We start from the raw sequence: 11,695 nt of genomic DNA on the forward strand, positions 1-11,695 counted from the left end.
GAGCGAGGAAGCGTCAGAAACAGCGACTTCAACAAAGTAAGTCGCTGTAGTTCATTTATGCAACTTCCCCAACACAATACACTTTGCCTGCTCCCGCGTAAAATCCGGGTCAAGGGAACACTGCACCTGACGCACCAAATAATCCACCTTCGCCATCCCCTCCGTTTGCAACCGCCCAAAATAACGCCCCTTCTGAGACAAATACAACACCGGAATCCGCCGTCGCAACGCCAAACTCACCGCCCCATGGGATAAATTACAGCACCCAAACAAAACAATATGACTCACCCGATTCACCGGCACCTTACACCGCAATTCCTGCTGACAATAGACCAAAAACTGCTGATGCTGTACCTTCAAATACGCCCCTTGATCCGTAACATAAAGTGTCGTCATTGGTTCCTGCCAAAAATGATCAGAATTTGCAACTGGAAACGTCACCCTCTTAACAATGCTGCACGCCTTCGGGGGACGAGACGCCAACTGAATCGGCTTCCCCACCTCTCGCCGCCAAACCATTCCCGACTCCGCCGTTGTCCCCGGCTTCACCGTTACCACAGGCGGTGGTGCAGTTACCCTTCCCTGTTCAAACCGATACCCAAAAAACGTAAACCCCTGATCCGGGGCAAAAATCTGCGTCTTTTCTGGTTGTAATGTCAGATAAATATCCGCCAACCATTGCGTAATTTGCTCCAACGCGCGATTAACTTGTAGCCAATCCCCAGCCACCACCACAAAATCATCCCCATAGCGCACCAAATTAATTCCCTGACTCAAACAATGGCGGTCAAACTCCGTCAAATACAAATTCGCCAACGCCCCCGACAATATCGCCCCCTGCAATACTCCCTTACTCGGAAAGAAGCGCTGTTTACCCATCACAATTCCAGCATTTAACTGTGCCTCAATCAGTTGCAGAAGAATCGGTTCTACCCCCAAATCTTCTAAATCCGTCAGCAACAGCCCATGGCAAAGATGATCAAAAAACTGAGTAATATCCGCCTTCAACACCCAAGCCGGTTGAAACTGGTAAAACGAAAACAGATGCTGCACCGCCATCTGAATTCCCCGCCCAGGGCGATAGGCATAACTGCAATCCATAAAGGCATCTTCCAGAGGCAAATAAATCTCATCCAACAGCCAACGCTGAACAATTCTGTCCCGCACCACCGGAATTCCAATTAACCGTTTACCCCCCTTAGCTTTATTCAAATAAAACCCCTTAGCTGGATAAGGATAATAACACTCCTGTTGCAATTGATCCTGCAACACAGCCAGTTGCTCATTCACTACCAAAGCAAACCAATCCGTCGTAATCCCATCAATCCCCGCACTCCGACTCCCTCGGCGCACATGTCCCCAAGCCGCCCTCAACTGAGCTAAACTCAATCGCATCAACTCATACCTCTCCCGGAAAACGCCAACGGTTTCATTGTGACGACAGCGAATATGAGTTTGTATTTGAGTTCTCAGGTGTGGTATATAAGTTAGGATATGACTTAAATTAACCAAAATCGGACAGGTTAAATTCATCCAATTTCAGCCCGGTGAGTGTCACTTTTGCTTCGGTTCCAAGGGCAACAGCAACCGGATCAAATAATCATGGACTTTAGTTTGGTAAAATTGCAGATCGCCTCCCCAACTCCGCAAAATTTGTTGACAAATTCTCATATTTAAGCTAGACAGCGATTTTCTCGGTGAAGCGGTGAGAACCTGCTGACATTCCTCCAACGAATTGCTTTGAGAAATCAGTAACTCGAGTAACGAATAAGGTGAACTTGAGCGCAGCCCGGGCTTAGTATCCGAACTTAGGGGACAGCACCACAGATGAATCCAACGTCCAGCACGGGATTGTAAACCAATCGTGAGCAATAACTCCAACACAATGGATTCTAGCTTCAGGTAATCCCCATAAATGGTAAACTGAGCAACATTGTGCATATTCAGAACCAGTTGACGCTGATGATAAAATGGCTCCACCTGTCGCAGCGATCGCTTCAACAAAGTTGCCAACTTGATCGGGCGTAGCGTCGTCCTGAGTTGCCACTGTTCTTGCTTGAGGATCGGAGTCACCCCCGCTAGAACGGCTTCTAACTTGTGCAGCAGTTGCTGACGACGCATCTTTTGTAACGCCGAATTGGTAACCTGCTGTGTGGCTTCCGCCGGGGAGTATGTCTGATTGTCCAATAAGAGTAAGGCATTATTCATCTCCTGCCCAGACTGATACAATTTCTCCAAGCATCGGTGTTTGTACCAGTTGAGAGCTTGCAAGTTTTCCCGCTCTTGGGTTTGTTGCATCAGGCGATACCGATAGTCACGCAAGTCAGTAAACTGTTGGGTTAAGATTTCCAGTACCGATAAAAAACGTTCAGACCAAGTTCGTTCCTGGTGATCGGCAATCAGGATCACTCCCGTGGCAGAGGTGGTATCCTGATGTAAGGCAATCACCAAAATTTGACCAATATCGGGACTATTAAACCATTGACGAATCGAGTCCGGCAGATCCTTCACCGCAAAGCAGCAGAAATGGGGGGTAGCTAGAGCCTGGTGAATCAGGGGATTTGTTGCCACCGAAATGGTTAAATCGGGAGGAAGAGCAAAACGCGAATCCGTAACCGCCACCGTGGATACCGTCGCCCAAGCAATTTGGGGAGTCCAAGTGAGCAGCGCCACCAAAGGACATTCCAGCAACTTTGCCACATAATTAATCCAAGCCCGTTCAAAGCGCACCGGATCTTTCGGGGCTGAGTGGAGCATAGATAGACCCGACTGCAGGGTTTGATGCGCCAAAAAAGAACGTTTGGCGTTATCTAACTCACCCGATAGCGTTAGCAGCAGATAGATGAGTTGAGCCACAGTTTTCACAAAATCCCGTTCATTCGAGTTCCAGGTTCGCGGACTACCATCACCAATCAAGAACAAGAAACTCGGTTGTTTAGGGGAATGTTCCGGATAGGATAAAGACTCAATCAGGAGCGATCGCAGATTCAGTTGCGTGAATGTCTCCCGCCAGGATAGGAGTAACCCATCTGCCTCAATATCTTCAATCACCTCCAATTTTTTTCGTCCCCTCAACCACTGCTGCTCCTGATCATCCAGGGGGGGTAAGGGTGAGAGACAAGGACGGCGATTCGACGGTTGTCGGCTAAACACAACAGTGAATTGACCCGACTGATCCGGTTGCAGGATTACTAATCGATCCGTATTCAGATGCTGACAAATCAGCTTCCCCGACTCATTCAGGGCGGCTTCAGGCGTGGGACTATAGGCGATCACTTGAGCGATCGTTGCTAGCACCTGGCTATCCTTGATTCTTACCTGAACTTGGGTGTCTAATTCCTCACTACTCACCACCAGCGCCACTAATTGAGCGGTGGCTAAAATATAGTTCCGTTCTGCCCGTTCCCAAATTCGCGGATCGTCTTCTTCCACGGATAGAAAACCCAACAATTCCCCTTGAATTTGAATCGGGGCTGCCATCAACGAACGAGTTCGGAGTCGATGTAGGATATGTTCTGTGGTTTCTGTCTTAAGTTGGCTTCTACTGCTGCCAATGGTGACTAACTGACCCGCCTTTAACGCCTGATAAAAATCACTGGCTTCAGCAACAGTAAGACCTGCTTTGGAGTTGCGTAATCCGACAACACTGCGGAGAGATTGACGATTACCCACCCGATGCCAGAAATAGCGTTGCTGCGGATGATACCAATAAATATTAGTGCGCGTCGGCGTAATAAACTCTTGAGTCATCGCCACCAATTTATCCAGACGCTGAACCAGCTTGGGCAATTTGATCAGCTGATCAAGGGCTTGAAATAGGGGTTCCTCAGGGCGTTTCATTGCCGATTGTTGCCAATTGACCTCTATCTGATGTAACGCCGCCGCTAATCCACCCAACACCATGGATAAATGGGCGGTGTCCCCGGGTGTGGCAGAGATACCCCATTGATGTGAACCCAACAAGGTGACACCAAAACATTGATCCTTGGCGCGTAAGGGAAACAGCAATGTTCCCTGAATCCCTAAATTGGTAGCAATTCGTCGCCATTCTCCCGCCCGGATTTCTTGCTGAATATCAGGAACGGTGATTGGGCGCTGTTGAATCACGATTTGTTCTAACAGATCACCCGGTTGCAGGTTGTATCGGTGCTTCAAAAAATCGGTTTCAGCCGTGGGCGCAATACCCCCTTTGCCAAATAAGCGATGATCCAAGCGATCATAAAGCCCAATCCAGATCAGGTGGTAATCAAACTCGGTTTGCAGGTAATTTAGAGTAGTTTCGATCAACACCTCAGCATTGTCCTCTTCCCGCAAGGTCTCCAGCACTCGTCCTAGGGCGAGGAATGGATGATCGTTTGGGGATGGTAGATTTTGCTGACCCATAATTAATTATCAGGGAACAGGGAGCTGGGGGAGATGGGGAAGTCGTGAGTTAACTCAAAACTCTACCTTACACTTTTCCCTGTTCCCTGTTACACACCGAGCGTGTTACCGAGCGTGTTACCGAGCGTGTTACCGAGCGAAGCCGAGGTAAGCCGAAGTAAGCCGAGGTGTTCCCTTTTCCCTGACAAATGACAAATGACGAATGACGAATGACGAATGACAAAGGACAAAGGACAAATAACCAATGACTGATATTTACCAATCTGCCATTCGCCCAATTCTATTTTCGCTGGTGAAGGCAGACCCGGAGTGGGCGCACGAACAGACAATGCACTTGTTAGGTTGGCTAGATCGTACATCCAAATCCGCCTCAACTCCTTGGCTTTCCTCTCAATTGCACCAAGCCTTTTGCCTGAGTGATGTTCGCCTGGAACAAACCTTATGGGGACTGAAATTCCCTAATCCTCTAGGTTTAGCCGCCGGATTTGATAAAGATGGGGTAGCGGCTCGAATTTGGCGTATCTTTGGGTTTGGCTTTGCTGAACTGGGAACCGTTACCTATCACGCCCAACCCGGAAACCCCCAACCCCGGTTGTTTCGTTTACTCCAAGATAAAGCTGTTCTCAACCGTATGGGGTTTAATAATCGAGGGGCGCAAGCGTTGGCAGACCGATTAGGAGCGATCGCGCATCAGCCGTTTGAGCCGATCCCCTTGGGGATCAATCTGGGTAAGTCTAAGGTAACACCCTTAGAACACGCCGCTACTGACTATTTAACCAGTTTCCGCCTGCTTAAGCCTTGGGGTGATTATTTTGTGGTTAATGTCAGTTCACCGAATACACCCGGATTGCGATCGCTACAAGATGCTGAACAACTGCGAATCATTTTGGAGACGTTGCAACAGGATAATCAAGGACAAAAGCCGCTTTTAGTCAAGATTGCACCGGATTTGGAGTGGGATGCGATCGCGGATGTTGTGATGCTAGCTCAAACCTATCAGCTTGCGGGGATTGTGGCTACTAACACAACAATTCGTCGGGATATCCTGAAAACCCAAGTCATCGCCGCCACAGGCAAACCCGTGACTGAAGAAGCTGGCGGAATCAGTGGTGCGCCACTGCGGGAACGTTCCACAGAGGTGATTCGGTTTATTCATCAGCAAACCCAGGGGAACTTACCGATTATCGGCGTGGGGGGAATTTTTACCCCTGAGGATGCCTGGGAAAAGCTCACCGCCGGAGCCAGCTTGATTCAAGTGTACACGGGATTGGTCTACTCCGGACCCTGGATGGCACGGCGAATCATGCAGGGATTGTTAACAAAGTTGGAAGAACAAGGATTGAGTTCGATTACTCAGGTGGTGGAGCAGGCGCAAGCCTCTACCGAGTGAAGCTGAGTCCGGGTAAGGGTTTTGTCAATTGTGCCAAACAAAATGGTAACAAAACGATAGAAAATCTCCGGTTCCTTCGCTTCGCTCAAGGACATGCTTTTGACCCTTCACTACTTTCGAGGGCGGATAACAAGGCACGAATCATCAGTTTATCCCCAGCCACAACTTTTTTTCGATACTAGAATAGTATAGAATGAAGATCATTATCGAGAATAGCTATTGTTGAGTTTTGTTACAATGTCACGCTCAAAAACTTGCCTTAGATCTATAGCAATCCTAAATAGGATGCAACAAGCGAAATGCTCGAAACCCAGGTATAGCAAGGGTTTCATTTTTGAAAATTGCCACAACCTAAATAGGATTGCTATAGTAGGTCAGTATTAGTTCGACTGATAAAGAGCAACTGGATCAGGAAACGTACATTAGGCAGACTAATTTGACAAACGCTTAAACGCTTACGTCAAATGTAGATCTTTCATCTCGGATATTATCCTTTTTTGGATACCTTCGGGTCAGAGCAACGAATATACAACGAAACTCTCTATCGTAGAGTCACTAACCAGCAAATTTTCAATCTACTGAGGTTATTTATGTGGGAAACAATTTTTATCGGAGCCATCGCATTTTACGTAATCATGGTGCCGATTTTCTTCAGCCGATGGTTAGATTTCATGCAACATGATGACAGCCTGTCCCAAAACGAGAAATTTTCCGCTTGGGTGATTTTGGTCATTGCTACTATCTTGTGGCCCATCGCCGTGCCAATATCTTATCTAGAACTGTTGGATGCCCGAAAAACATTTAATAATTACTGAAGCCGTTCAGGATTCAGGATCACGGTATAGATATAGAGTCAACTACTCACGGTTACTTCGTTGAACCGTGAGCTGGGAAGAATCAGGTTCCATTGAGTCGTCATTAGAAACAAATCGCCACCTTGATCAAAAAAAATATAGGTAATTGGCGAATCGTTTAGTTACTAATGTTACTATTTGTCAATTAAGTTGGAGTGCAAAGGATGCATCCCGCTTTTAACCGTAGTGTGAGCATCTTGCTCATACCGAGTTGCGTTCTATCATGTCTTATGAGAGCGAAGCGTGAAGCGCAGCTATAGCGAGGAACGAGATACGCGAATCTGGACAGATGCTTCGCTACACTCCGTTTCACGGAGCCTGCCCTCGAAGGTCGTGAAGGGTTCCGCGAACCAAACCATGACAGATTCTACCTTAGACTGCAACTTGGTATCACGGCGGGAGCGGTACTTGTAAAGCTTGGCGAAACCACCAGTAAAATTTCTTCTCCATCTACCGTGCAGGACGGTAGATGGAGAAGAAAGCCACTTCACCGCCATCATTGGTCATTGGGCAAAAATAAATGACAAAGAACCAATGATAAATGGCAAAACTACGACTGAATTTCACTAACAACCATAAGCTAATCGGTTTTTGCTTAGCCGCCTTTTTCCTGGGGACTATTTCTCTAGGGAATGTACCGCTACGAGATTGGGATGAAGGGACTCGCGCCCTGATTGCTAGAGAGATTTACCGCACAGGGAACTGGCTTCATCCGACACTTGGGGGGGAACCCTATCTACTCAAACCCCCGTTAATGGATTGGTTAATTGCTCTGTCGTATAAATTATGGGGGATTGGAGAATTAACCACCCGCCTACCGGGAGCGTTTTTGTCCGCTTGTGGGGTGCCGCTACTCTATCTGCTAGGGCGAGAACTTTTTGCCCAACGTCTACCTGCTGTATTGGCGGCTAGCGTTTACTTGACGTTGCTACCTGTGGTGCGTCATGGGCGTCTGGCGATGCTGGATGGTACGGTAGTGTCGTTTTTTCTACTATTGTTAGTTTGTCTGCTGAAAGCGCGTCAGGATAGGCGGTGGGCGGTTGGGATTGGGATTAGCCTGGGATTGATTACGTTAACTAAAGGGATTTTGGTGATCCTGCTGGGTGCGATCGCGTTTGGGTTTCTCTGGGCTGATGGACAATTAACACAATTAAAACATCCCTATTTTTGGCTAGGTATTCTCTGGGGGAGTACACCTGCGATCGCCTGGTATATTGCTCAGTGGCAATATTATGGCGAAACCTTTTGGCAGGTGCATTTTCAGGCGCAGGGGTTGAACCGCATCTCGGAGTCTGTGGAGGGAAATCAGGGTGCGCCTTGGTATTATTTGCTGGAATTACTTAAATACAGTTTTCCCTGGTTCCTGTTTTGGTTTGGCGGATTGGCGCTAGCTTGGCATCATCGTCAAAGGAGTTGGGGCAAACTGGTACTAATTGGTACGATTGGCTATCTGGGGGTGATTTCCCTAATGGGAACCAAGTTACCTTGGTACATTATGCCCTTATATCCCTTTTTTGCTCTAGCTGTTGGTATGTTTTTAGCACAGTTATGGCAAAAAAGCAAGCATTATCCCCAAATTTTCGTCTGGATTTTGGGGTTGATGGCAGTTGCAGGGGTGGGGGGATGTGTTTACTTTATCCTGGCAGATCCGCAGCCTGTGTTAATTATTATGGGCGTGGTTGTGGCGTTAACCATGGGTTTAGCGGCTGGGCAGGTTTATCAGCATAATCGCCAATTTATTCCGATTTTATTGGGCGGAACTTACCTGGCATTATTGCTATTAATGATGTCTACATCCTGGGTTTGGGAATTAAATGAAGCCTTTGCGGTAAAGCCTGTCGCCCAGTTGATTCAGGAACACACGCCCCCAGACACGGTGGTTTATACATCGTTTGGTTATCGGCGCCCCAGTTTAGATTTTTATAGCGATCGCCAAGTGATTCCGGCGGATACAACTAGGTTGCAACAGTTGGCGTCAACGTCGGCTTACTTATTAGTAGATGAGTCAACGTTGGCGGTATTACCGATTCGCGATCGCGTCATTCTCGGTAGTAGCGAAGGCTTCACCCTAATTGCACCACCTTAAAGATGAATGGCACTGAAAATTTGCATTGTTGGAGCGCCGAAACCCTTGATATAGCGTAGGGTGGGCAATGCCCACCAACATACCAGTCAGTACCATTCACCTTAATGATGTCTCTGTAGTTCAATTGGGTATCCATGGTGCGATCGCTAAATTTGGCGTTGATGTTGGATGGGGGATGTTTGATTTCGGCGCGTCAACCCAACCTACGGCGATGGGCGATCGCAGAAAAAAGCCCTTCAAATACTTGATGTTATAATCATCCTATGAATTTTGACTGGGACGACAACAAAGCGGCAATAAATTTATCAAAGCACAGAGTTTCATTTGAGGAAGCCAAAACCGTTTTTGATGATCCGCTTTATGTTGACTTCTACGATCCCGATCATTCTGAGGATGAGGAGCGTTATCTTATTGTTGGAGAATCAAACAGGGGACGTTTACTCATTGTATCGTATACAGAAAGAGGAGGAGATTTGATTCGCCTGATTAGTGAAAGAGTGGTAACACAAGCTGAACGAGAAGCTTATCAAGAGGGTTAAGCCAGATATGGAAGATGATCTGCGAGCAGAATACGACTTAAAGAGTTTACGAGTTAGAAAGTTAGGCTCTGGACGAAAAAGTTTTGCCGGAAAAACTGTACGCTTAGATCCTGATGTTGCAGAGATGTTTCCTAATGCTGAGGCAGTCAATGAAGCTCTGCGATTTCTGATTAGGGTTATGCAGGAGAATCAAGCCATTGCTCCCAAAATCAAGCCTAGCACTTCGTTGGATCGAACAGACGAAAGTCCTTAATTTTAGGATCAAGATAGCCTCATCGCAAAAATGAGCTACTGTTGGCATGGCGAAGGATATCTACCACGAAACTGTTAAAACAGCTTTGATCAAAGACGGATGGATGATTACAGACGATCCCCTACGCTTAAAGGTTGGTGGTCGGATGGCTTATGTAGATCTTGGCGCACAAAAGCTGTTTGCCGCAGAGAAAGAGGGACGGAAAATTGCTGTGGAAGTTAAAAGCTTTTTAAATCCCTCCCCTGTACAAGATTTAGAACAAGCCTTGGGGCAATACATCATGTATTCACAGGTTTTGTCAAAACTTGAACCCAAACGTCTGTTGTATCTAGGGATTTCTCAGAGCGTATTTTTTGATTTTTTTTCCGAGGAGTTACCACAATTAATCATTGAACTCAATCACCTAGTCCAGGGGAACTGTATTATCAACTCATGGCAACCGATTTTCAAGGAATGGTAGCAGAAGGACGAACAGCGTTTGAGATTATTGGGGAGAAAACAGTGTTGAAAGTTCCAGCAACAACGGTAGGATTTCAGGTTGTCGCCCATCTATCCCCAGAGATTCCCTGTTCAGTCACCGCGATTTACAGCGCCGCCCAAGCTGCTGTTGCAACAGAAGCCGGTGCCAAATATGCGATCGCGTATGTAAACTGGGGGAGATGGGGAAGATGGGGAAGATGGGGAAGATGGGGAAGATGGGGAAGCAGAGACGTTCCGATGAAACATCTTTTGTAGGGGCGTTTTGTAGGGGCGGGTTTTACCACTAACGTTTCGTGTTCACCCTGATATAACTAAACCCGCCCCGACCTAACCATTCAATTATCACAAATGACAAATGACCAATGACAAATGACCAATGACAATCCCCACCCTTAACTTTAATTTTCCCCACCTAAAAATTCCAATTGAGCCGCCAAACCAAAATGGTCAGATGGGTACAGCGTAGAGTCATCAGGTGCTGGTTCAGTGAGAATCAGTTGACAGTCTTGCACACGCAAATATTGGTTGAAAAAAATATAATCCCGCGTTCCTCGCTCATGTCTCAACCTACCATAGCGCTTCCAGTTACTTAGGGCATAACGTAGCATCCGCCGCCAGCCGCGCCATAGGGGAGTAGGAGCAGTATACTCTGGTTCATGTCCGTGGTGCGCCCCATACGCTGACGTAAATTGAGATTCCATGAGACTAATTTCGGGAGTACCGGGACTCGCGTTAAAATCACCCACCGCCACCACTGGCATTTCTGGCAGAAAATTCCCCAACCAATCCAGGAGTAACCGAATCTGTTTTTCTCGTTCGGGAGAGGAACCGGGCGACCAAAAATAATGCCCATTGCACAAAATTAAGGGTTGACCCTCCACTTCTACTTGCACATACTGCGCTTTGCGTCCCTGACCTTGCAAGTCCAGTTCCGCCTGCTGTACAAATGGATAATGGCTCAAAATTGCTGCCCCATATTTGGGTTGCGCTTGATCGGGTTTTTGGTACGGTATCAAATAGACGTTGGGCATCTCGAGCTGTTCAGCTAACCAAGCACTCGTATCTTCGGGCAACTTGACCTCCTGTAGCCCAATCAGATCCGCCTGTTGTGCCTTGAGTCCTGCTGCCAAAAGTTCCCGTCGCTGTTCCCATCTGTCCATTTCAAACAAGATATTGATGGTAACGATTTTGACCACTGGTGAGTCTGCTCCTTTGATTTGTTCCTCTGATCGAGAATAAACCGAACCGAGGAAATTCACTGGGTACGGTAAAGCTATATAGGTAAATAGTTATCAATTATTAAATCTTGATGTAATTTAGTCATTGTCAAGCCGAGTGGCTGTATTATTTAATTAATAAAGCGCTGTTTAAGGAAAAACTAATATAACTCTACTCAAGCAGTATTAAGAGATTATAAGTTATACAAATCCAAATATAAGAGGTCAGTTATGAACACAAAACAACGAATTCTGATTATCGGTGGTGTCGCTGGAGGCGCATCCTGTGCGGCGCGAACTCGCCGTCAGTCGGAGTCGGCTGAAATTATCATATTTGATCGCGGTCCTTTTGTCTCCTTTGCCAATTGCGGCTTGCCTTACTATGTGGGAGATGTAATTACCGACGAGAAAAAACTCCTGGTTGCCAATACAGAACTGATGAACTACAGCGACTTACTTTGTTGAAGTCGCTGTTTCTGACGCTTCCTCGCTC

At 47.0% G+C, this 11,695-nt stretch carries 9 protein-coding genes and 3 pseudogenes; 9 read left to right on the plus strand and 3 right to left on the minus strand.

The genetic code is table 11. The annotated features are described in order from the left end of the window. Positions 1-57: 57 nt before the first annotated feature. Positions 58-1,395 (minus strand): annotated as a pseudogene (cas1, locus tag ACLFWI_RS17365) (CRISPR-associated endonuclease Cas1); the annotation flags it as partial. 159 nt (positions 1,396-1,554) lie between these two features. Beyond that, complete coding sequence (locus ACLFWI_RS17370) at positions 1,555-4,383, minus strand: GAF domain-containing protein (protein ID WP_446413955.1); 2,829 nt, start codon at positions 4,381-4,383, stop codon at positions 1,555-1,557. 244 nt (positions 4,384-4,627) lie between these two features. Between ACLFWI_RS17370 and ACLFWI_RS17375 the strand changes: the two genes are divergently transcribed. The 8 genes and pseudogenes from ACLFWI_RS17375 to ACLFWI_RS17410 all read left to right on the plus strand — a co-directional run. Then, positions 4,628-5,773 carry a quinone-dependent dihydroorotate dehydrogenase gene (locus ACLFWI_RS17375; RefSeq protein WP_446413956.1) on the plus strand — a complete coding sequence of 382 codons (1,146 nt, stop codon included), beginning with the start codon at positions 4,628-4,630 and terminating at the stop codon, positions 5,771-5,773. 590 nt (positions 5,774-6,363) lie between these two features. Next, positions 6,364-6,588: a hypothetical protein gene (locus ACLFWI_RS17380; protein WP_446413957.1), complete on the plus strand. Its 225-nt coding sequence runs from the start codon at positions 6,364-6,366 to the stop codon at positions 6,586-6,588. Positions 6,589-7,168: 580 nt separating this feature from the next. Further along, the gene (locus ACLFWI_RS17385) at positions 7,169-8,713 is read left to right on the plus strand and encodes an ArnT family glycosyltransferase (RefSeq protein ID WP_446413958.1); all 1,545 of its coding nucleotides are present in this window, start codon (positions 7,169-7,171) and stop codon (positions 8,711-8,713) included. A gap of 67 nt (positions 8,714-8,780) precedes the next feature. Beyond that, positions 8,781-8,969 carry a hypothetical protein gene (locus ACLFWI_RS17390; protein WP_446413959.1) on the plus strand — a complete coding sequence of 63 codons (189 nt, stop codon included), beginning with the start codon at positions 8,781-8,783 and terminating at the stop codon, positions 8,967-8,969. A 7-nt stretch (positions 8,970-8,976) separates the two neighbouring features. Continuing rightward, entirely contained in the window at positions 8,977-9,252 is a 276-nt protein-coding gene (locus ACLFWI_RS17395; protein WP_446413960.1) for a BrnT family toxin, read from the plus strand. Positions 9,253-9,259: 7 nt separating this feature from the next. Continuing rightward, positions 9,260-9,505, plus strand: a complete 246-nt coding sequence (locus ACLFWI_RS17400; protein WP_446413961.1) for a hypothetical protein — start codon at positions 9,260-9,262, stop codon at positions 9,503-9,505. 103 nt (positions 9,506-9,608) lie between these two features. Beyond that, complete coding sequence (locus tag ACLFWI_RS17405; protein ID WP_446413962.1) at positions 9,609-9,965, plus strand: element excision factor XisH family protein; 357 nt, start codon at positions 9,609-9,611, stop codon at positions 9,963-9,965. Continuing rightward, positions 9,911-10,156, plus strand: a pseudogene (locus tag ACLFWI_RS17410) (transaldolase family protein); the annotation flags it as partial. The gene ACLFWI_RS17405 and the pseudogene ACLFWI_RS17410, both read left to right, overlap by 55 nt. A 227-nt stretch (positions 10,157-10,383) precedes the next feature. Here the strand turns inward: ACLFWI_RS17410 and ACLFWI_RS17415 are convergent. After that, complete coding sequence (locus ACLFWI_RS17415) at positions 10,384-11,181, minus strand: endonuclease/exonuclease/phosphatase family protein (RefSeq protein ID WP_446413963.1); 798 nt, start codon at positions 11,179-11,181, stop codon at positions 10,384-10,386. Positions 11,182-11,433: 252 nt separating this feature from the next. Between ACLFWI_RS17415 and ACLFWI_RS17420 the strand changes: the two are divergent. After that, positions 11,434-11,640, plus strand: a pseudogene (locus ACLFWI_RS17420) (CoA-disulfide reductase); the annotation flags it as partial. Positions 11,641-11,695: the final 55 nt, after the last annotated feature.

This window comes from Coleofasciculus sp. (genome assembly GCF_046539235.1).
In the GTDB taxonomy this organism is placed as follows: Bacteria; Cyanobacteriota; Cyanobacteriia; order Cyanobacteriales; family Coleofasciculaceae; genus Coleofasciculus.